At 46.1% G+C, this 19605-nt stretch carries 21 protein-coding genes; 4 read left to right on the top strand and 17 right to left on the bottom strand.

All coding sequences use genetic code 11. The features are described 5' to 3' along the window. Positions 1-184: 184 nt before the first annotated feature. Together rimP and rbfA are read right to left on the bottom strand one after the other, a co-directional pair. On the bottom strand, positions 185-604 hold the full coding sequence (rimP, locus tag Q0460_RS06770) for a ribosome maturation factor RimP (RefSeq protein WP_299086061.1): 420 nt from the start codon (positions 602-604) through the stop codon (positions 185-187). Continuing rightward, on the bottom strand, positions 597-962 hold the full coding sequence (gene rbfA / locus Q0460_RS06765) for a 30S ribosome-binding factor RbfA (RefSeq protein WP_299086060.1): 366 nt from the start codon (positions 960-962) through the stop codon (positions 597-599). The genes rimP and rbfA overlap by 8 nt, the downstream gene beginning before the upstream one ends. Before the next feature lie 40 nt (positions 963-1002). On the opposite strand from rbfA, the gene Q0460_RS06760 reads away from it, so the two are divergent. After that, positions 1003-1221, top strand: a complete 219-nt coding sequence (locus tag Q0460_RS06760) for a hypothetical protein (protein ID WP_299086059.1) — start codon at positions 1003-1005, stop codon at positions 1219-1221. An 822-nt stretch (positions 1222-2043) separates the two neighbouring features. Here the strand turns inward: Q0460_RS06760 and infB are convergent. The 7 genes from infB to bamA form a co-directional block, all read right to left on the bottom strand. Continuing rightward, entirely contained in the window at positions 2044-4752 is a 2709-nt protein-coding gene (gene infB, locus Q0460_RS06755; protein ID WP_299086058.1) for a translation initiation factor IF-2, read from the bottom strand. Then, a complete protein-coding gene (locus tag Q0460_RS06750; protein WP_040304108.1) occupies positions 4736-4963 on the bottom strand; it encodes a hypothetical protein in 228 nt (75 codons plus the stop codon). The genes infB and Q0460_RS06750 overlap by 17 nt, the downstream gene beginning before the upstream one ends. A 21-nt stretch (positions 4964-4984) precedes the next feature. Beyond that, positions 4985-5866, bottom strand: a complete 882-nt coding sequence (gene thrB, locus Q0460_RS06745) for a homoserine kinase (protein ID WP_299086057.1) — start codon at positions 5864-5866, stop codon at positions 4985-4987. Between the two features lie 8 nt (positions 5867-5874). Continuing rightward, positions 5875-6273 carry a glycoprotease gene (locus Q0460_RS06740; RefSeq protein ID WP_299086056.1) on the bottom strand — a complete coding sequence of 133 codons (399 nt, stop codon included), beginning with the start codon at positions 6271-6273 and terminating at the stop codon, positions 5875-5877. 63 nt (positions 6274-6336) lie between these two features. Further along, positions 6337-7221, bottom strand: coding sequence for a UDP-3-O-acyl-N-acetylglucosamine deacetylase (gene lpxC / locus Q0460_RS06735; RefSeq protein WP_299086055.1), 885 nt, complete (start codon positions 7219-7221; stop codon positions 6337-6339). A 50-nt stretch (positions 7222-7271) separates the two neighbouring features. Then, complete coding sequence (locus tag Q0460_RS06730; protein ID WP_299086054.1) at positions 7272-8651, bottom strand: M23 family metallopeptidase; 1380 nt, start codon at positions 8649-8651, stop codon at positions 7272-7274. A 561-nt stretch (positions 8652-9212) separates the two neighbouring features. After that, positions 9213-11468 carry an outer membrane protein assembly factor BamA gene (gene bamA, locus Q0460_RS06725; protein WP_291935735.1) on the bottom strand — a complete coding sequence of 752 codons (2256 nt, stop codon included), beginning with the start codon at positions 11466-11468 and terminating at the stop codon, positions 9213-9215. An 81-nt stretch (positions 11469-11549) separates the two neighbouring features. Here bamA and Q0460_RS06720 point away from each other — a divergent pair, with 81 nt between their 5' ends. Next, a complete protein-coding gene (locus Q0460_RS06720; RefSeq protein WP_299086053.1) occupies positions 11550-12380 on the top strand; it encodes a prephenate dehydrogenase in 831 nt (276 codons plus the stop codon). Positions 12381-12500: 120 nt separating this feature from the next. Here the strand turns inward: Q0460_RS06720 and Q0460_RS06715 are convergent, their stop codons facing one another. From Q0460_RS06715 to Q0460_RS06705, 3 genes are all read right to left on the bottom strand, one after another. Continuing rightward, complete coding sequence (locus Q0460_RS06715) at positions 12501-13232, bottom strand: metallophosphoesterase (protein ID WP_299086052.1); 732 nt, start codon at positions 13230-13232, stop codon at positions 12501-12503. Positions 13233-13441: 209 nt separating this feature from the next. Then, positions 13442-13864: a hypothetical protein gene (locus Q0460_RS06710; RefSeq protein WP_299086051.1), complete on the bottom strand. Its 423-nt coding sequence runs from the start codon at positions 13862-13864 to the stop codon at positions 13442-13444. Between the two features lie 22 nt (positions 13865-13886). Next, the gene (locus Q0460_RS06705) at positions 13887-14813 is read right to left on the bottom strand and encodes a tRNA-dihydrouridine synthase (protein WP_299086050.1); all 927 of its coding nucleotides are present in this window, start codon (positions 14811-14813) and stop codon (positions 13887-13889) included. Positions 14814-14994: 181 nt separating this feature from the next. Here Q0460_RS06705 and Q0460_RS06700 point away from each other — a divergent pair, with 181 nt between their 5' ends. Next, positions 14995-15201: a hypothetical protein gene (locus Q0460_RS06700; RefSeq protein ID WP_299086049.1), complete on the top strand. Its 207-nt coding sequence runs from the start codon at positions 14995-14997 to the stop codon at positions 15199-15201. A gap of 151 nt (positions 15202-15352) precedes the next feature. On the opposite strand, the gene Q0460_RS06695 is transcribed toward Q0460_RS06700, so the two are convergent. From Q0460_RS06695 to accD, 4 genes are read right to left on the bottom strand one after another with little or no spacing between them, the layout of a single operon-like run. After that, positions 15353-16354, bottom strand: coding sequence for a LapA family protein (locus Q0460_RS06695; RefSeq protein WP_291935720.1), 1002 nt, complete (start codon positions 16352-16354; stop codon positions 15353-15355). A 2-nt stretch (positions 16355-16356) separates the two neighbouring features. Next, positions 16357-16713, bottom strand: a complete 357-nt coding sequence (dksA, locus tag Q0460_RS06690; RefSeq protein WP_005872423.1) for an RNA polymerase-binding protein DksA — start codon at positions 16711-16713, stop codon at positions 16357-16359. A gap of 9 nt (positions 16714-16722) precedes the next feature. Next, positions 16723-17175, bottom strand: a complete 453-nt coding sequence (locus Q0460_RS06685; protein WP_299086048.1) for a 23S rRNA (pseudouridine(1915)-N(3))-methyltransferase RlmH — start codon at positions 17173-17175, stop codon at positions 16723-16725. Further along, positions 17175-18074, bottom strand: coding sequence for an acetyl-CoA carboxylase, carboxyltransferase subunit beta (gene accD, locus Q0460_RS06680; RefSeq protein ID WP_005872426.1), 900 nt, complete (start codon positions 18072-18074; stop codon positions 17175-17177). The genes Q0460_RS06685 and accD overlap by 1 nt, the downstream gene beginning before the upstream one ends. Positions 18075-18167: 93 nt before the next feature. Between accD and recO the strand changes: the two genes are divergently transcribed. Continuing rightward, positions 18168-18782, top strand: coding sequence for a recombination protein RecO (gene recO, locus Q0460_RS06675; protein WP_299086047.1), 615 nt, complete (start codon positions 18168-18170; stop codon positions 18780-18782). Between the two features lie 158 nt (positions 18783-18940). Here recO and Q0460_RS06670 read toward each other — a convergent pair whose 3' ends face one another. Next, positions 18941-19507: a PAS domain-containing protein gene (locus tag Q0460_RS06670; RefSeq protein ID WP_005870765.1), complete on the bottom strand. Its 567-nt coding sequence runs from the start codon at positions 19505-19507 to the stop codon at positions 18941-18943. Between the last annotated feature and the right edge of the window lie 98 nt (positions 19508-19605).

Genomic DNA, 19605 nt, shown 5'->3' with positions numbered 1-19605 from the left:
TAAAAAGTGAAGCAAGATGCCACGAGCCGTGCATCGCTCGCGATAGACGCAATACTTAAAAGCGCGCAAAAAGCAAGGCAAATCCAAATTAGCCTCGCCGCTTTAGCTTAAAAATTTAAGTTCGCGCTTCTTAGGCGCCGCACCCCAAAGCCCTGCGCGCAAAGCTTTAAAAATTCCGGTGCCGCTACCACTGCACGTAGGTTCGCGCCTTTTTGATCTCGTCAAGTCGCACGCTTACCTCGCCGCCATCCGTGCGTAGCCTAATCACGCCGTCTTCGCAGTCTAGCACCTCGCCGCTTAGCTTCTGCCCGTCCTTGCGGCTTAGGCGCACCAGCTCGCCCACGGAGTTTGCGAAATGCTGCGGCTTGCTTAGCTTGCGCTCAAGCCCAGGAGAGCCGACCTCCAGCGTCCACTCGCCCTCAAGCGGCGGCTCCACGTCGAAAATCGGCGAAAGCAGCCGCGATAGCCGCTCACAGTCGTCTAGGCCCACGCCGCCCGCTTTCGTGATACTGATGCGATAGATCGTTCTGCCGTTTTCGCTCACCGTCTCCACGTCGTAAAGCTGCACGCCGCACTCGCGCGCCAAAGCCTCTAAATCAACCATCTTTGTGCAGCTCCTCCTCTATTTTGTCAAAAAGTTCGTCCATTTTGTTTTGATACTCCAAGCGGTCGTCAAATTTGAAGTGAAACGCGGGGCAGCGGTACCAGCCCTCCGCCTCGGCGCAGAAGTTTTGCAAATATCTCGCCACGCGGCCGAGCTTTTCGAGCACGAATTCCTGCTCGCGCTCGTCGAATGCGTTTTTATCCAGATATACGAACGCGTCGTAACGCCCGCGCTTGCACTCCACGTCGGTGACGCACAGCCCGCGCAAAAGCTCGTCCTCAAGGCTCGCGAGCGCTTCGGGGATGAGCTGCTTTAGCACGCTTTGCGTGCGCAGTCTTCTGAGTTCGGTCGGATTCATCTTTACCTCGCTATCTTAAATCGCCGCAGATTGCGCGGCGATGGAATTTTATTTTGCGTCTTGCGATGACGGAATTTTATTGCTTTGTCGCAACGGAACGTCCGTCTTGTGGCGACATAGAATTTTATCTCGCATCCATCTTATGGCGACGCGGAATTCTATCTCGCTTCGGCACGGCGGAATATCCGTCCTGCGGCGACGCGATCTGTTTAAATTTGACGCGGCTTGCGATGCGCCGGAGCGTCCGTTTAAATTCTGAGCGGTTTGCTGCGCGCAGGTATTGAGAGCGGTGCCGCGCCTTTTAAAATTTCGCTCTTAAATTTAGCCCGGTGCTCCGCGCTTAAATTTTAAACGCAGATCGCGCAAGAATTTCATGGCTCGCGTATGGAAGCTCGTCGCATAATTGCGCCGCTACCACAGAAATATTTTCGCGCCAAGACACGATGCTATTCTGCGCCGTGCTCTGCTAGTTACGACTCCTTATATTCGCTGCTACGCTGCCCGTCTTGTCGGCGCAATAATGCAGTACGCGGCGGCATCCTCTTTGCGCTACGCTCGCTTACTGCGTCGCTATTTACGATATCCGTTGCTGTCTTTTGGCAGCGCCGCAATGACACCACACGCCGTTGCAACATCATTTTTAAATCGCACTGCCCGCTGCGTCGCCGTTTTGTCACGCACTGCGCCGCTGTGGAATTTATCTTAAATTTTAAAAGCGCTTCAATGCCGCGCGAAATCTAAATTTTGCCGCTTTAAAATTTCAACTTTGCGATTAAATTTAAAATTTAAGTCGCGCGGAAAAACTGCGACCAGCAAGCAGCGTAAATTTAAAATTTGATCGCAAAGCCGCGCCGCAAAAAAGTCTAAACATTAAAATTTCAAAACTGACGCTACGCGACAAAGCCTCGCGCAAAAACCGACAAAATTTAAAGCCTTACTTGCGCGCTCTACCATTAAATTTAAAAGGCGAAATTTCATGCCCAAATTCTACGAGCATAAAATTTCAAAGCGCGATCGAGGCTTAAAATTTAGCCGCAAGCCGTGCGAACGAAGCCAATGCCCACGCGAAATTCCGCGAGCATTAGTCGATCGTAGCCTGCTCCTCTTTTTGCTTGTAGCTTTCGATAAAATCGCCCACGCGCATATCGTCGTAGCCCTCGATGCCTACGCCGCACTCGTAGCCCTTGGCGACTTCCTTGGCGTCGTCTTTGAAGCGCTTGAGCGAGCTGACGTTGCCCTCGAAAACGATGACGCCCTCTCTGATGACGCGGATCTTCGCGCCGCGAGCGATGAGCCCGTCGGTAACCATACAGCCCGCGATCTGCCCGATCTTAGGCACGTTGATGACCTGGCGGATCTCCGCTTGACCCAAGGCCTCCTCGCTGATGATCGGGCTCATAAGGCCGCTCAAAAGCGCCTTGATATCGTCAATGAGATTGTAGATGACGTTATAGGTCTTAATCTGCGCGCCGCGCTCCTTGGCAAGCTCTTTGATCTCGCCCGTAGGGCGGACGTTGAAGCCCAAGATCACGCAATTTTCGCTGGCGCTTGCTAAGGCGATGTCGTTTTGCGTGATACCGCCGATGCCGCTGTGGATGATATCGACCTTGACCTCGTCGTTGCGGAGCTTCTCAAGGCTCGCTTTGATAGCCTCCAGCGAGCCCGCGACGTCGGCTTTGACAATCACAGGCAGACTTTTTAGCGAGCCTTCAGCGATCTTGGCGCTTAGCTCGTCGATGGTGACCTTGGTCGATTTGCTAAGCTCTTTTTGGCGCTGATGCTCATAAATTTTACTCGCGTACTCGCGCGCTTCTTTATCACTTGAAACGCCGATCAGCGTCTCGCCCGCGCCCGGAACCTCGCTAAGGCCTATGATGACGCCGCATTCGCCCGGTAAAATTTGCTTTAGCGCCCTACCTTTATCGTCGCTAAGTGCGCGCACCTTACCGTACGCAATACCCGCTACGACGGTATCGCCGACGCGTAGAGTGCCGTTTTGCACGATGACAGTGGCAACGGCGCCACGCCCTTTTTGAAGGGAGCTTTCGATGATGGTTGCTTTAGCCTGCTTGCTAGGATCGGCTTTGAGCTCCAAAAGATCGGCTTGCAAAAGCACGATCTCTAATAAATTTTCAATTCCGTCGCCCGTCTTTGCGGAGATCGGCACGAACTCGTAGCTACCGCCCCACTCGGTAGGCATGATATCAAGCTCTGCAAGCCCAGTTTTTACGAGATCGGGATTAGCATTAGGCTTGTCCATTTTATTTATCGCGATGATGATCGGAACGTTTGCGGCCTTGGCATGCGCTATAGCCTCCTTGGTCTGAGGCTTGACGCCGTCGTCTGCGGCCACTACGATGATTACGATATCGGTAACCTCGGCTCCGCGCGCTCTCATCGAAGTAAAGGCCTCGTGGCCAGGGGTGTCGATGAAGGTGATCTTTCTGCCGTTTTTCTCGACCATATACGCGCCTACGTGCTGCGTGATGCCGCCTGCTTCGCCGCTTGCGACGCGAGAGTTTCGGATGTAATCAAGCAGGCTCGTTTTGCCGTGATCGACGTGTCCCATAATGGTGATGACGGGCGCTCTAGCGATTAAATTTTCTTCGCCTTCGCTGTCCTCATAAGCCTTTATGTAGTCAAACTCCTGCGCCTCATCGATGATATTTACCTCAATGCCAAATTCGCTTGCTAAAATTTCTATCGCATCCTCGTCCAAAAAGTCGTTTTTCGTCGTCATCATTCCAAGCGCAAATAACTTGCCGATGATCTCGCTAGGCTGCTTTTTGATCTTATCGGCGAACTCATAGACGCGGATCTCTTTTGGGATATTTACAGAGCTTACGATTTCGCTACCCTGCTCGCGAGGGGCTTTTTTATGCTTTTTGCGACCGCCGCGACTTATGCCGCCTTCGCTACTAAAAATTTGATTCTGAGAGGCGCGATAAATATTAGGTTGGTTTTTACTTTTGGTGCGGTTTTCGGTCTGAATTGGTTTAACGGTGAAATCGGGCATTACCACGACGTCTTCGTCCTCAATGACGATATCGGCCATTTCGTGATCAGGAATGATGTCGATTTTAAGGGCGTCCTCTTTTTTAGCGGCGGGAGCTTTTTTCTTTTCGATCTTTTTCTTTTTCAAATTTAGTTCAGCGTTTGAGAAGATCGCCTCTAGGCTTGCACTTATCTTTTCGCGCCTAGGCTCAACTCTATCTTGTGCCGCCGGAGCTTGAACTTCCTTTTTCTTTTTGACGATGACTAAGCCTCGGCGCTTTTGCAGGCTCTCGCTAGCGATACTATCGCCGCTGTTTATCTGTACCGAAGCGGGTTTTGAAGCGGTGTTTTGCTTCTCCTCTTTCTCCTGCGGAGCGGAGGAAATTTCTTCTTTTTGATTTTGAGATTTTTCGGTTTTTACCTCAAGCTCTTGCGTACGCGCTTTTTCATCGCTAGGCTCTTTGGCGCTCTGCAGGGACTCTTTGGATTCGGAAGCTTTTAGGCTTTCCGCCTTTTTAGGGCTCTCTTTTTTAGCGGTTTTTTTAGTTTCGCTCTGTTTTTTAGCGGGCTTATTCTCGTCTTCTTGCGCTTTTTCGGAGCTTTTCTTTGCGGGCTTTGACTTTTTCCCGGGTAAAGTTCCCGTCTGGATATAATCGTAAATAGCGGCAGCTTCCTCTTCGCTTACTTTATTCGACGCGGTTTTTACCTTTTTAAAGCCCATCTCCTGCGCTTTTTCGATTATCTCTTTGCTTGCGTATCCAAGCTCGTCCGCGATATCTTTAATCAGAACACCCATTTAAAACCCTCTCCTTGATATGTCCCAAATCTGCGCTAGACGCAAATTTAGATAGATATTTTGAAATTTTCTCTTTTTGATTTATGCAACCGTCGCAAATATAAAATTGTCTGTTTGAGCTTATATTTTTAAAATTTTGCAAAAAGGCGTGGAGCTCGCGCTTGGCAAAGCGCCCTTTGCAAATAACGCACATTCTAATCGGTTCGCTCATGCGATTATATCTTTATTTTTCTTAGTCAATATTAAAGCCGCCGTTGTCGATCTCTAAAATTTCGACGCGGAAGTTTTTAAAATTTTCGCTAAGGCAGGCTTTAAGCTTTGCGGCGTCGGATCTGTAGACTAAATTTAAAAAGCTTGAGCCGCTTCCCGAGAGCGAGCTCATAAGCGCGCCGTTATCATAGGCGATCTCGCGCACCCCAAAAAGCTGCGGAAGCACGCCCATGCGCATCTGTTCGTGCATCTTATCGATACAGGCATAGCGCAAGCTGTCGTAGTCGCGTCGCATAAAGCAAGCGGTCAGAAACGCCGCGTGCGAGAGATTGCTAACGCAATCTTTGATCGAAAAGCTCTTAGGCAGCTTGCCACGAGATTCGTTCGTAGGCATCGGCGTATCGGGGATGACGACGACCGCTTGCAGATCTTGCGAAATTTCGCATTTTTGCGTGCGAACCGTCTTGCCGTCCACGACGCTGCTGACAAAGCCACCGAGCGTTGCGGGCGCGATATTATCAGGGTGATTTTCATATTCCAGCGCCGTGTTTAAAATTTTAGCGCGATCGATCTCAAAGCCGCAAATTTTATAAGCGCTTGCGATGGCGCCTACGATCACGGCCGAGCTGCTGCCCAGCCCGCGCGAAAACGGGATGTTATTGTGAAAAGCGAATTTAAAATTTATCTCTTGCCCGCCGCCTAGTTTTCTGTAAATTTCATTGAAAATGTTCAAAAAAGCGTTGCCCTTCTTAAGCCATGCTCTGTCGCTACCCTCGCCGCTAAGCGATACGCAAAAAAACTTCTGCTCGGTAATCTCTACTTCGTTAAATAGCCCTAGGCTAAGGCCGAGCGCGTCGAAACCGGGGCCTAAATTTGCGCTCGTCGCAGGAATTCTTATAATCAAGCTCTCTCCTAAACCGCTTCTATGATGTAATTTGGAAGTATATCATCGCTTTTATTTAAAACCGATAAATCCTGCGGCAAAGATAGCGCGGCGGGGGCACATTTTTTCATTTTGATTTCTCCGTTCTCATAAACGTAGCTGAAGTTTTTATTCGCTCTGATCGGTCCGAAGCCGCTTAGATCAAAGCCGCTGATTGCGTATAGCGGCACATCAAGAGCGATGCTAAGCGTGCGCAATATCACGTAGCTTACCTTCATGCCCATAAAGCTGCCTGGAGTATTTGCATAGATAAGCTCTTTGATTTTATAAGTTTTCAGAATTTCGCTAAATTTGCGGATCAGAAATTTATCGGCTTTTTCGCCCTCAACGCTTGAAAATTCCGCTATCTTAGCGCCGTTTTCATACACACCGAGCAGGCACGGAGCGCTAAGGGCGGCAATTAGAATTTCAACCTCTTTGATTTTGCAGCCTTAAGCAAAGACTTTTTGATATTCGCGCACAACCTCGGCGGTAAGATCTACTAGCTCGAAATTTTTAGCGTCGGCAAGGACTGCCAAAGTGAGTTTATGATTTAGATCGTGGCTTCCCGCAAACGCTGTATAATCGCCCAAAATCGGAGCGCCCACGAGCGCAAGATCGCCGATAGCGTCTAAAATTTTATGGCGAACAAACTCGTTTTCAAAACGCAATCCCTCGGGGTTTAAAATTTTATTCTCATCGATTACGACGGCGTTTTCTAAACTGCCACCTAGAGCCAGCCCCATGGAGCGCAGCGCCTGTACGTCTTTCAAAAAACCAAAAGTTCTGGCGCGCGAAATTTCTTTAAGATAGGCTTTTTTGCTAAATTCAAAAACATGGTGCTGAGTGCCGATGAGCGGATGGCTAAATTTAATCGTATAATCAAATTTCGGGCTCTTGCTAGGACTTAGCCGTACGAGTTTATCGCCCTCGCGAATCTCCACGGCTCGCTTGATAATGAGGGCTTTTTTATTCGCGTCGAGCTCTCTTACTCCCGCTTCGTCCAAAAGCATACAAAAGCTCGCGGAGCTTCCGTCCATTACAGGAATTTCGTTGGCATCGACGATGATACGGATATTATCGATACCATAGGCATTAATGGCACTCATTAGATGCTCGATCGTAGATATATAGCCCTTCTCGCTTCCTACGACGGTTGCCATTTGCGTATTTATGACGTTTTTCGGCTCGGCTTTAAAACTAATGCCAAGATCACTTCTATAAAATACGATTCCACTACCCGCCTCTAAAGGCTCTAACGTAAGTCTGATAGGCTCACCTTTGTGCAGCCCGATGCCGACGTTATGGACTTTCTTAGCTATCGTTGTCTGTCTCATTTCTATCCTCGTTTTCATTAACCCGCGCATTATAGCGAAAATTTTAAAATTTACTTACCTTTTTCTATTACTTTTTTTGACGATTCTAAGACGTCGGTAATGTTATCTTTCATCCACTTAGGATCCATCCACTCCTCAGGCCTTACGTCCACGCCCTGAACTACGATGCCAAAATGCAGATGATCTCCAAAAGCAAAGCCGCTTGAGCCCGTCTGTGCTAGAATGTCGCCTGGCTTTACGTCGCCGCCCACACTTAACTGCGTCGCCGAGCAGTGTCCGTATATGCCGTATAATCCAAAGCCGTAATAAATTCCTAAATTTAATCCAAAAATTCCGTTTTCCTGCGCAAAAACTACCTTGCCGTAGTTGCTCTCTTTGATATCGGCGTTTGCGACGCTTGCTAGATCGAGCCCCATATGCCACGACTCGCTTACCTGTTCGTCATTCATAAAAAATATCCGATGATCGGCAAAGCTTGCTACCGCTGCGCCTTTAGCAAGCGGATAAAAAGGCTTTAGCTCAAATCCATTTATTTTATCCTCGTGCACCGCGCTAGTAGCGGCGTGCAGGTCATCTCCGTTTTTCTTACGCAAAGTTTCGTTTACGAATTTAAATTTTTCCAAATCGCTCATCGAGTTAAAATTCTGCGCGTATTGGCTAGCCAGATCACTTACTTTGCCGTTAATAAAACCCGGATTTAGCTTGATAGTAGAGACTTTATATTTTTTGTCCTGATAAAAATATTTGATCTGCGAAATGCTTTCATTGCCTGCACGATCGGTGGCGACCGCTTCTGCGCGAAATTCCTCTAAATTTGCAGGCCACGCTACGAGAGACGCATAATAGCCCTCTTTTACGAAAGGAATCGCTTTAAAAATTTTGCCATAGTTGGTTTTGACATAAACTTCGTTTAGGCGCTCGTCTTTAGCTGAGAATACAACCACGGCGCTACCGCCTTTGGTGATTTTATAGGATTGATTGATGATATTTATGACGGGCTTTTTGTCATCTATTATTATATTTGCCGTTTTTGTGCTCTTATTTCCTTGCGCAAAATTCCACGAGCTAATGTCGTTTGCAAAAACCTCGAGCTTGTAGTTTTTATCTTTATTAAGCATCAAATTTTTAGGAAATTGTACGGCAAGCTCTAGCGTCGTTTGCGGAACGTTCAGCTCCTCATTTAGCAGCGGTATCGTGCTAGCTCCGTCGTTTAAGTTTACGCGGACAACCTTAATGCCGGTATCGTCTGAAATTTTAATCTTTAAAGGCGAGGTTAAATTCCAATAAATTTCATTTTCCAGCGCAATTTGCGGAGGATTTTTTTCAAATTTAGGCGAGGTGAAAATTCTAAAAATTCCATAAACCAAAGCGCATATTATAATAAGAAATATTAAAATTTTAAGCTTCGTTCCATTGCCATTTCTACGCATAAAAGAGCCTTTGATATGATTTTAGAGCGCGATTTTACAAGCTTAACTTAAATTATCGGTAAAGCGAGGCAAAATTTAACGCAAATGTTTAGCGATTTACGAGGCAAATTTCAGATTTTAAATTCTAGCGATTTTAGAATATCAAAATTTATTAGCTTTAAAATTTGGTGGCGCGCTAAATACTAAGCAGTGAAATTCTGCGCGCGACAAAGCGACGTTTAATCGTTTATATCGTGATCTTTAAAATTTCAATATTAGAATTTCTTTAAATAAAGTATGCAAATGGCTTGTATTGATTTTTTAGAACTCTTGTACTTAAAATTTTACCATACGAATGAAATTTTAAACTATCTTGATAATTAAAATTCTAAAAAATCCAAAGCAAGCTACGCGTTTAAATTCATCCTAAGCCGAGCGGAATTTCAATTAAAATTTAGATCAAACCGCCTACAATAGCTGCAAATAAGCGCTACATAAAAAGCTAAAATTGCGAGCATTATTAAATTTAAGGCGTGCGGTAGAAAATTCTACGCACGCCACAGCGTTCGCAAGTCGCCGCGCTTAATTAAATCTAGCACCGATACTAAATTCGAAGCTATTTGTGTCGTCGTGCGGCTTTTTATTAAGCGGCTTTACGAAATATAACTGCAAAGGCCCCATCGGAGTCATCCACTCGATACCAGCACCCGTGCTGTAGCGCTCCTCCTCGTTCCAGTCATGATCGCCGATCATCCCGTAATCAAAAAACGTTACAAAGCGCATTTTAAGCCTATCAACTACCGGAAAGCTTAGCTCAAAGGAGTTATTGAAGCTCTGCATACCGCCCGTTTCTATATAGCGGCAATTATTTGCATTTAAGCAGATCTCCTTTTTCGGGATACTGCGACCTTCATAGCCTCTAATGCTTTTCATTCCACCCAGGAATAGCTTTTCGTTGATCGGGATTTTTTTATTACCTTCCCACATATAGCCAGTTGCAGCTTTGTATCTAAAGATAATGTCGTGATCGATATAATCTCGCAAGCCAAAGTAGTAGTTAAACGATCCTCGCGCCTTGGTATAGTCCATATCGCCGCCAAGACCCGCGTATTCTAAGCTAGCACTTGCGATCATACCGCTTCTTGGCAAGTAATAATCATCGGTGCTATTATATGTAATAGAGGGGATGATCGAGCTTTTTAAATTCTTACCATCCAGATAGCCCGCCTTGGCGTAATATTCGTTTAAGCCCTTAATCTCGCTTTTTTCAAGATAATACGTAAGGCTTACATCGGTATTGCGTCCGATTTTGCGACCGCCCGTGATTGAAAATCCGTAAGATTTCTCATCGTAATCGTCCCAGTCGTAATCGTTGGCAAAGATCGATCCACCCAAGCTATACTCAGAATCAAACACTCTAGGATTGGTTAAGCTCAAACGTCCGCTTAGCTGATCGTCGCTCTTTTCAACCGAGAACGCGCCGTGAAGGCCGGTGCCAAATACGTTTCTATCGCTGATACCGCCGCTAAGTAAAATTCCATCCTCACTGCCATATCCGATACCACCCGTGATAGAACCTGTAGGAGCTTCTTTAACTGCGACTTCAAGATCGATCTGATCATTAGAAACGCGGTTTTCTTTAATCTCCACCTCATCGAAATATCCCGTGCGTTTTAAAGAATTTAACGAATCGTTGTAGTCGGTCTTGCTATATAAATTTCCCTCGGTCAGATACATCTCGCGGCGGATGACCTTATCCTCGGTCTTATCGTTGCCTGAGATCGTTACGTTTCTAATATAGACTTTATCCTCTGGGATAACCTGATACGTGATAGCGACTGTACGAGCTTCTTTGTCCTGTTTAGTCTTAGGCACGATACGCACATAGGCGTATCCCTGATCCGCGACTAAAGTCTCTAGCGTATTCATATCGCGGCGCAAACGCTCGGAATTCATTGTATCGCCCTTTTGAAGCTTAAAATCGTCCAAAACTTTTTCTTTATCAAGCTTGATTATATCTGCAGGATACTCGATATCTACGGAGCTTACGGTATATTGCTCGCCCTCGCTGATATAGTATGTAAGATCGGCAGTGTAATTATCCATATCGGCATTAAGTAGTGGCGCCGAAACCTGCGCGTCTAAGTAGCCTTTTTTATAATATTCTTCTTGAATTCTATTTGCGTCGTTAGGAAGCTCGGCGGTTTTTACCTTACCATCATTAAAGCCCCACATCCAGCCCAGCATCTCGCGTTCTTTATTGGCAACGGATGGCTCTATATCGTCATAGTCGAGCTTGTCTGCGCCTACTAAATTTACCTTATCTATGATGATATTTTCGCCGCGATTTACCTCGATCGTTAGCAAGATGACCGATTTATCGTCGTTGATCGGCTTTGGATAAAATTCCACCACGGTGTCGAAAAAGCCCTTGACTTCGTAGTATTGCTTGATGCGGGTCTCCGCTTTTTTAGCAGCCACCTCATCGTAAACCTGACCCGGACGCAAACCGATGAGCTCATTGATCTTGTCGCGATCATTGGTAACTACGTTTTTGATCTCGACCTTAGCGATAGTCGGTTTTTCGGTTACGTTGATAGTGACCGCACCACCTTGTTCGCTGATATAAACGTCGCTGAAATAGCCCTGCTCAAATAGCTTCGAGATCGCAGCATTGGTGTTTTCGCCGTTAAGCTCATCGCCTACCTTAAGTCCTGAAATTTGCTGCGCGACCTGTGGAGAAAGATGCCTTAGCCCTTCAAATTTAATGGATTTGATCTGTGCGGCGCACGCCACGGAAATCCCGCCTACTAAGAGTAAAAAAACGCTTTTTTTCATAAAATTTTACCTAAAAACGAAAATAATTTGCGTATAATACCACATTAAAATTAAAACTTGCATATATCAAAAAGGAATTTTATGAAGATAGGAATTATCGGCCTGGGTCTCATCGGCGGCTCTCTTGGGCTATGTCTAAAAAGCACCAAAATCATCAGCGCCGTCTATGGCTGCGACATCAGCCGCGAAAACGAAAAGGAAGCTCTGCGACTTGGGCTCGTGCATGAAATTTTAAGCCTAGAGCAGATGAAGCAAAGCTGCGACGCGATCTTTCTTGCAATCCCCGTGGAAGCAATTATTGAGACGTTACAAAAACTAAGCGACTGCAGAAGTGAAACGACGATCATCGATCTGGGAAGCACGAAATTTAAAATTTTGCAAAACTGTCCTCCGCAGATCAGACGAAATTTCATCGCAGCTCACCCGATGGCGGGCACTGAAAATTCCGGCCCGCAAGCGGCGTTTAAAGAGCTTTTAAACGGCGCAGTAGTCGTTATCTGCGACGATCACGGCGCAGACGAAGTGCATATCAAACGAGCGGTCGAAATTTTTTCGTTCGCGGGGATGAAGATCGTATTTATGGACGCAAAAAGCCACGATCACCACGTGGCGCTCATCTCGCACCTACCGCATGCGATCAGCTATTCGCTCGTAAACAGCGTGCTAAAAGAGGAAAATCGCCGCAACATCATAAATTTAGCCGGCGGTAGCTTCTCGGGCATGAGCCGTATCGCCAAAAGCTCGCCGCAGATGTGGGTCGATATTTTCAAGCAAAACCGCACGAACCTACTGGGCGCGATCAACGCTTTTAAAAATGAGCTTGAAATTTGCGTGGGGATGATTCGTGATGAGCGCTGGGATGAGCTTGAGGCGTGGATGTATGAAGCGCGTAAGCTAAGGGATATTATTTAAAATTTCACGCGGTTTGGCTGCGCGACGGACGCTTTAGGAACGCGCCTTTAAATCCTAAAATTTCGCCTTCAAACAGCCCGCTTAAATTTAAATTTTAATCCGCGCTATCCCGATACAAACTCAAAAATCTATGCATTCTTGCGTAAAAATTTTCTTTGAGGGAAACTCCAGCGCGCAAAGCTTCGCCCTCTCGCCCCAATAATTTTTATAAACGCAGCCCAGATCGATATTTGCGCTAAATTCCGTAATGACGGGCTTTTTCACCGGCGTGTGTCCGTAGACGTTAAAAATCCCGTCATTCGCGCTATCGTCTCCGCGCCCGCTTAGCACGTGAGCTGCGAAGCTTTTTGCGCGCTCTGCATCGTGTCTGAGCCGCCACATACGCCCTACCGCGGAGTGCGATACGACGAGGGCGCGACCGCTTTCATCACGCAAATCATACTCTAGGTAAATCGGCAGCCGCGAGACAAACCGCAGATGCTCCTTGCATTGCTTCGCGCCTCCGTGACGATAATACGACGCTAGCGTCGCCTTGCCGCCATTGTTAAACAGCCAGCTTTCATCCAGGCTAAAAAACGCACAAGGGTCGTTTGAGCTCGTAAATTTGCCCGTTTTTGCGCACCTTAGGGCGGTTTTTGCATTGCGTATGAAGCGCCTTTCGTGATTGCCCATCACTGCGTCGTATCCGCGAGCGCGCACTAGCTCCACCACATCCGCGCTCGCAGGACCTCGGTCGATCAGATCGCCCGCAAAGCAAATTTTACTATCAAATTTACGCGGCAGCTGTTCTATTAACGCCAAAAGCGATCTGTAGCAGCCATGCACGTCGCCTATGATGTAGATATTTTCCATAATTTTTCCTTAAATTTTAACGCCATCGTCTTTTAATGCGCGGGCTATGATTGTCGTCCGAGCTCTAAATCCTCTAGGCTCTAGCGATAGATACTGAAATTCTGCTTACGCCGCCTTCCGCAAACGAAAGCGCTTCCGCTAAAACGATTACCGCGGCGGCTAGTAGAATTTCAAGACGAAATTCTACGCGAATTTTAAAATTTTGTGCGCTAGGTTTTAGGCGGATAAACTTGTTTTAAGACTTCGGCTACGACGATCAGAGCTAAAACATAAGCCGTGCAGATGCCGATTAGTATATCGCCTCCATGCAATTCAAATGCCGCAGCGATCGTTATCCCCAAAAACGGCGATATTATCCAAATCGCCACGGTCGGCAAAAACAGATTGACGAAAAAATTCACAAGCCTATCAAAATCCTTTAACTTTGCGGCAAGTATCACGCAAATTCCGCAGAAAAATATCCAAAGAACTACAAAATATATACACCTTTCCTGCAACCATTCTGAAAGATAGCCATATCTATCGCTAAAGGCGGCGAAAAATAGCTCTACTGACAAATCTGCTAAAATTAAAACGCTTGTGAAGCAAAAACCCATCGAAAACGCGCAGGCTATAATTTTTAAAATAATCATCAGAGTTCCTAAAATTCTAAATTTAGCTAAAAAATTCCTCGATCAGCCGAGTCATTTCGCTCTCGGCGGCGACGTGGTTGATCTGCTCGCGAAAGCTTGCGGCATTTTCGCGCCCCTTGGAGTATTCGTGTAGATGCTTGCGAAATATCGCTACGCCGTGGCTACTGTAATGGCTTAGCATTTGAGCGAAATGATAGAGCACGACCTCTCTTTTTAGCGCGTCGCTTGCCTGCTCGCCTGTTTTTATCTCGCGAAAGATCCACGGCCTGCCGATTACCGCGCGACCGATCATCAGCGCGTCTGCGCCACTAAGGTCTCGCACTGCTAGCGCATTGGCGGAGTTTATGTCGCCGTTTGCGATCACGGGGATTTGCAGCGCGCGCTTAGCTCTTGCGATCGCGCCGTAATCCACCGCCGCGCTGTATCCGCCCGCTCTGGTGCGGCCGTGAATCGCGATAAAATCGGCTCCTGCGCTTTGTACGGCGCGCGCGATATTTTCGATATCCACAGCACCAAAGCCCAGCCGCACCTTCGCGCTCGTAAATTTTTTATTCGAATACTTTTTGATAGTCTCAACCAGGCGCGATAGACGAGGTAGATCAAGCAGCAGCGCCGAGCCGGCGCCCTGCTTTACGACCTTGGGGACAGGGCAGCCGCAGTTTAGATCGATGCCGTCGATACCCTCAAATTTATTGATGAGCAAAACCGCCTTTTTGATAATTTCCGAATCGCTGCCTGCGATCTGCACGAAAAATGGGGTTTCGGCGGCATTTTTTTCAAGCATCTTTAGCGTTTTTTCGCCCTCAAAAACAAGGGCGTTTGCGCTTATCATCTCGCTTACGGTCGCGTCGCAGCCGAATTTTTTCACTACGCCCCGCAGCGGTGGATCTGAAAAGCCCGCCAAAGGCGCCAAAAATAAAGGGCCCCTTTTAAAAAAATCTTTCGTCATTTTAAATTTCTCATTTTGATTTCGTTTGAATTTAAACCTTTAAATTTAATACCGCAGCGCTTGCAGCGGCTTCTACAACGAGCTTTAAAATTTTAAATTTCATAGGCTACGTATTCGCATTTAGGCGCGAATTTTATTTTTAAGCTTAGCTAATTTGAGTGGTGGCAAAACGGCAGCAAGGATGATCACCACTAAATTTTATTTGCACGGCAAACCTGGCAAGCAGCTTGCAAAACGCCGCACGGATTTTAAAATTTCAGCACTTTATTCGGCTAGCAAGTCTTGCGCTTTATGTTTAAATTCTAAATTTCATCGCATAAATGCAAAACCCGTTTACACGCGCACTACGCAAGCAAATCTTTTAAATTTTACCGCTTGCGCGCATTAATTCTTTCGATAAATTCTAAAATTTTAAATTTGCGCGAGTTAGATTTTACCCGCACTTTAAATTTTATCGCGCAGGCTGTGTTTGATAGCCGCAAAGAGCGTAAAAAGCAGCCTCTCTTACCCGCACAAAACGAACTGGTAAAATTACCGAGCTAAAATAACAGCGACGCAGGGACGTTTTTGCCGTTGTCACGCAAAAATAGCAGAATTTTAAACTTCTCAAACTCGTCGCCGTCGGCAAGACTTAGCTGCTCTCTAAACTCGTCGATCATGCCAAGCTCATATAGCGCGTACAGATATGCCTCGGTCGCTTCTTGATTCTCGTTTTTGAGCCGCTCGAAAAAGGCTTTGTATTGCTCTGGAGCGAGATGATTTTTTAGCTTTTTAGCAAAGCCGATAAAATCCTGCTCGCTAAATTTTTCATTATTTACGAGATCGAAAAGTTCCTCGCTGCTGATCTCAAAGCTCGCGTCATTCACCGCGCGATCCACTAAAATATTTACCTCGGCTATATCTTGAGGAATTTTATAGGCTTTGATCTTATCGTAGCTTCCTTTGGCAAGCGCTACGGCATAGGCTTTTTTAGTGATATTTTCGCTATAAACGCCCTTGGTTTTTAAAATTTCATACGCATACGCAGGCTCAGCGTCGAGGCGGTTGAGCTCGTTTTGCAAAAATAGTCCGTTATCTTTAGGGAGTTTATATTTTCGTAGATCCGCAACTTCGCCGTTTTTAACCTTCTCGATAACGCCTATGACCTCTTTTAGATCCTCATTTTTGACATCTATTCCGGTGCTATCGTACCACGGAGATAAAATTTTAGTAAGCTCGCTCGGGTCTTTAAAATACTCGGTTTTAAAGTCTTTATTGGTGTCAAGACCCAGCAAAACCTCTTTACTCATCGCATCGTATGCGCTTAGATCCTTTGCGATCGCCCTTTTTGTGCGGTAAAACGCGAAGCTATGAAAAACAATATGAAAAATCGCTAAAATCATATATAAAATTAACGGCAGCACGATCCACACCGCCACAGGAAGCGTAAGCGTAAAACCGAAAAGCCCCAGCGTATAGCTACTGCTTTGCTGCGTAAAAACTAAAATCGCGACGATCGCGATATAGACGATCGAATATAAAAAGAATTGCTTGGTTTTCATAGCTAACTCCTATTTTGCTTTTCCGCCTGTTCCTTGCACGAAATGCACAATCTCGCCTCCGGATTTACCTTAAGACGCTCTAAGCTTATCTGCTCGCCGCAACTCTCGCAAAGCCCATAGGTTCCATTTTCGATGCGCTTAAGCGCGCTTTCGATCTCTAAAAATGCCTTTTGTTGATTAACATTGAGCGAGTATTCGATGCTTAAATCCGTATTCATGCTCGCTACGTCAAAATCATCCGCAGCTTTATTTTCGCGCAATTCCGAAATTTCATTTACAGAGCTATTAATATTGGCGATGAGTTGCTCTCTTTTTTCTTCTAAAATTTTCTTGTAAAATTTCAACTCGTTTTTCTTCATTACTTCCCTTTATTTGTGATATGGATGGTTTGCGTTAATGCACAGTGCGCGAAAAATTTGCTCAAAGAGCAAAAGTTTAGCGATTTTGTGCGCTAACGTAAGCCTGCTAAGACTAATTATTTTATCGGCTTTTGCCTTAAAATTTTCACTAAGCCCGTAAGCGCCGCCGATGAAAAATGACACGCTGCTTTTATCCTTTAGCATACTCGCAAATTCCACGCTATCTAGCTCCTGTCCGCGCTCATCCAAAGCTACGACGTATCCGCTAAGGCGTGGTAGATAAGCTTCATCGTACGCCATAAGTGCGAGCTCGCGAGACGCACTCTGGGCACGAGCGATATTAGCATTAAAAAACGTCTGCTCTCTCACCGCGGCAAATTTAGCCGCCATTTTTTTATAATCGCTTATCGCGCCTGCGAACTCGTCCGCGCCTTTTTGGATGGAATTTACCGTTATCTGCACTACTCTTCGCTTCCCTCTTCGTGCAGCGACTTATCGCTCGTGTCATCGATCTGCACGGCGTTTTTGCTAAGCACGTTGATTATATCGCTTAGATACTGCCTCATCTCGGCTCTAGGCACGATCGCATCAATTAATCCATGCTCGAGCAGAAATTCCGATCTCTGAAAGCCCTCCGGCAGATCTGCGCCTATAGTTTGCTTGATGACGCGCTGTCCGGCAAAGCCGATAAGAGCGCCGGGCTCTGCGATGATGATATCTCCCAGCCACGCAAATGACGCGCTTACGCCGCCCATCGTAGGATCGGTAAGAACGGAGATGAAAGGAATTTTATGCTCGGATAAAATTTTAAGCGCGGCGGAGGTTTTGCTCATCTGCATCAGTGAAAAGGTGCTTTCTTGCATCCTTGCGCCGCCACTTGCGCTTACGATGATTAGCGGCTCGTTTTTATCAAGGCTACGTTTTACGGCACGCACGATCTTTTCACCCTCCACAGAACCTAGGCTTCCGCCCATGAAGTTAAAATCAAACACCACGAGCTGAATTTTTTGGCGACTTATAGCGCCCTCGCCCGCGATCACCGCGCTAAACCTGCCTGTTTTTTCCTTGCTCTCGGAGATGCGCTTTTTGTAGGATTTTTTATCGACGAATTTTAGCGGATCGACGGGTTGTAAATTTTGATCGTACTCCACGAAAGAGCCTTCGTCGCAGATCAGATCGATACGAGCCTGCGCGTCAAAACGAAGGTGATAGTTACACTTGGGGCAAACGCTATGATTTTGCTCGACCTCTTTGCTATACATCAGTGCGCCACATCCCGGGCACTTTATCCAGTGCGTAGGTGCTTCGCTCGGCGCAGGTTGCGTCCTGCGTATTTTTGAAAATAGATCTCCAAAATTCATATGATTTCCTTTAAATTCTATGAAATGAAACTTCTGATTATAACCTAAAATTCTTTATTTAAATTTATATGTGAATTTCGCTAAAATAGGAAAATGCAAGGATTTATATTAAAAACGACCAAGGTTAGGGATGAGGACTGCATCGTAGATGTGCTAAGCGAAAGTGCGCTCATGCGTGCGTATCGCTTCTACGGCGCGCGCCACTCAAACATCATCCAGGGCTATAAAATCGACTTCGAGCTCTCGCAAAATCAAAACTTCCTGCCGCGCCTTAGCGGCGTGATGCATCTGGGATACGCGTGGCTCGGAAACCGCGAGAAGCTGCTATTTTGGCAGCAGTTCATGCGGCTTTTACACGCGCATCTAAAAGATGCCGAGCATCTGGATAAATTCTATTACGAGCTGCTAAACCGGGCTGCTGCGCACTTCGGCAAACAAAACCCGCGCCGCATAATCGTAGAAAGCTACGCCGAAATTTTAAAATTTGAGGGGCGGTTGCACGACGAGCCGTATTGTTTTTTATGCGACGAAGAAATTTCGGAAAATATCGCACTATGCCGCGGCTTTTTGCCTGCGCACGAGCATTGTGCACAAAGAGCGGGCTTTGCGCAGGATGAAATTTTAGAATTTTTACAAAGCAAAAAGACACTAAATTTAAACGATGAAACGGTAGAGAGGCTCTACGACATAACGCTTGAGGGGCTTTGATTCGCAACGCACTTGATGAAGACGTGAAATTTCAAAGTTCAAGAGCTAAATTTAAATTTCAAAATTTCATGAACGGGCGGTTTTGTACTTTATCTGCCTTTTCTCGCGCAAAGCCAAACAATCGCATTGCGCGGGGTTTGCATTAAATTTTAACTGAACTAGCTAAAAAGCTTTTTCATCGCCTTAAAAAACATTGCGGTAAGCGGATTTGATTTGCCCGATACTTTTGCTATCCAGCTCTCGTAGGTCTCGCCTTTGCTTTTTAAAAAGTCCACGAGCGCCTTTTGACTAGCCTGCATACCGCCGTTTCTTTCAGCATCCAGTAGTGCCCTATAAATTGGCTCTATAGTTTCGATCGCAGATCTTGGCGGAGCCTTACGAAATGCCGTGTATTCGGTGATCTGCCCTGTCACAGGATCTTTTTTAGAAGTAAATTCCGTAATGACCCAATAAAAGCGCCCATCTTTGGCTAAATTTTTTACCACGGCGGTAAAATCCTTGCCTTGCTGTATCGTATCCCACATAAGCTTAAACGCTATTCGCGGCATATCCGGATGTCGTATGATGTTGTGTGGCTGCCCCAAAAGCTCAAGCTCACTATAGCCGCAAATCATACAAAAATACGGATTTGCAAACGTGATAATGCCCTTCGGATCGGTTTTGGAAACGATATAGCGCTTCTCATCAAGTTTGATTTCCTGATTAATCGGAGTCGGTCTTTGCATTTTTAATCCTTTGCTTAAAAATTTATTGCAGAGTATATAAAATTTTTCTTTTCAGAAATATTAAATTTTCGTTAAATTTTTATAAATGTTAAATCTTT

It is taken from the genome of uncultured Campylobacter sp. (assembly GCF_937980635.1).
In the GTDB taxonomy this organism is placed as follows: Bacteria; Campylobacterota; Campylobacteria; order Campylobacterales; family Campylobacteraceae; genus Campylobacter_B.
The sequence above is the reverse complement of the archived record's forward strand: the minus strand, read 5'-3'. Positions and strand labels throughout refer to the sequence as shown.

Coding starts and splice junctions, on each gene's coding strand:
- rimP (WP_299086061.1), bottom strand. CDS start 604: ATGGTTGATTTAGAGGCTTTGGCGCGCGAGTGCGGCGTGCAGCTTTAC.
- rbfA (WP_299086060.1), bottom strand. CDS start 962: ATGAATCCGACCGAACTCAGAAGACTGCGCACGCAAAGCGTGCTAAAG.
- Q0460_RS06760 (WP_299086059.1), top strand. CDS start 1,003: ATGGAATTTTATTTTGCGTCTTGCGATGACGGAATTTTATTGCTTTGT.
- infB (WP_299086058.1), bottom strand. CDS start 4,752: ATGGGTGTTCTGATTAAAGATATCGCGGACGAGCTTGGATACGCAAGC.
- Q0460_RS06750 (WP_040304108.1), bottom strand. CDS start 4,963: ATGAGCGAACCGATTAGAATGTGCGTTATTTGCAAAGGGCGCTTTGCC.
- lpxC (WP_299086055.1), bottom strand. CDS start 7,221: ATGAGACAGACAACGATAGCTAAGAAAGTCCATAACGTCGGCATCGGG.
- Q0460_RS06730 (WP_299086054.1), bottom strand. CDS start 8,651: ATGCGTAGAAATGGCAATGGAACGAAGCTTAAAATTTTAATATTTCTT.
- bamA (WP_291935735.1), bottom strand. CDS start 11,468: ATGAAAAAAAGCGTTTTTTTACTCTTAGTAGGCGGGATTTCCGTGGCG.
- Q0460_RS06720 (WP_299086053.1), top strand. CDS start 11,550: ATGAAGATAGGAATTATCGGCCTGGGTCTCATCGGCGGCTCTCTTGGG.
- Q0460_RS06715 (WP_299086052.1), bottom strand. CDS start 13,232: ATGGAAAATATCTACATCATAGGCGACGTGCATGGCTGCTACAGATCG.
- Q0460_RS06710 (WP_299086051.1), bottom strand. CDS start 13,864: ATGATTATTTTAAAAATTATAGCCTGCGCGTTTTCGATGGGTTTTTGC.
- Q0460_RS06705 (WP_299086050.1), bottom strand. CDS start 14,813: ATGACGAAAGATTTTTTTAAAAGGGGCCCTTTATTTTTGGCGCCTTTG.
- Q0460_RS06700 (WP_299086049.1), top strand. CDS start 14,995: ATGATCACCACTAAATTTTATTTGCACGGCAAACCTGGCAAGCAGCTT.
- Q0460_RS06695 (WP_291935720.1), bottom strand. CDS start 16,354: ATGAAAACCAAGCAATTCTTTTTATATTCGATCGTCTATATCGCGATC.
- dksA (WP_005872423.1), bottom strand. CDS start 16,713: ATGAAGAAAAACGAGTTGAAATTTTACAAGAAAATTTTAGAAGAAAAA.
- accD (WP_005872426.1), bottom strand. CDS start 18,074: ATGAATTTTGGAGATCTATTTTCAAAAATACGCAGGACGCAACCTGCG.
- recO (WP_299086047.1), top strand. CDS start 18,168: ATGCAAGGATTTATATTAAAAACGACCAAGGTTAGGGATGAGGACTGC.
- Q0460_RS06670 (WP_005870765.1), bottom strand. CDS start 19,507: ATGCAAAGACCGACTCCGATTAATCAGGAAATCAAACTTGATGAGAAG.